The sequence below is a fragment of the Vibrio sp. 1401 genome (assembly GCF_033340295.1).
Window position 1 is genome coordinate 1 of the sequence record NZ_JAWOWF010000629.1, and the last position, 576, is coordinate 576.

General features: G+C 48.6%; 1 protein-coding gene. It reads left to right on the forward strand.

What is annotated here, in order from left to right; translation table 11 throughout:
* Nucleotides 1-576, forward strand: a 576-nt coding sequence (locus tag R7Z77_RS27240; RefSeq protein WP_318137291.1) for an FAD-binding oxidoreductase, incomplete at both ends; no start/stop codon positions are given.

Consider the following 576-nt stretch of genomic DNA (forward strand, 5'->3'; position numbering starts at 1 on the left):
CTACACCTTGCAGAAAAAGGTTTTAAAGTCGTTGTGCTAGAAAGCGCAAAAGTGGGCTTTGGGGCAACTGGTCGTAACGGTGGCCAAATCGTTAATAGCTACAGCCGAGATGTTGACGTGATTGAAAGCCGTTACGACCAAAACCAAGCTAAAGCTCTGTGCGATATGATTTTTGAAGGCGGCGATATCATCCGTGGCCTGATTGACAAATACGACATCAACTGCGATTACAAGCAAGGCGGCTTGTTCACGGCACTGAATAGTAAACAACTCAAAGGGCTAGAAGAACATAAGAAGAACTGGGAGCGCTACGGCAACGACCAATTGACTCTGCTTGACGCAGGAGAGGTAGAACAAGCGGTAGGTACGAAAGTATACACTGGCGGTTTGCTGGATATGCGCGGTGGTCATATTCACCCGCTTAAACTGGCATTAGGTGAAGCCGCTGCGTTCATTTCTCTAGGTGGTCAAATCTTTGAGCAGTCGGCGGTCGTGTCGATTGACAAAGGGATTAAGCCAGTAGTCAAAACGGCGCAAGGCAGCATGAAGAGCAAGTACGTGGTACTGGCAGGTAGC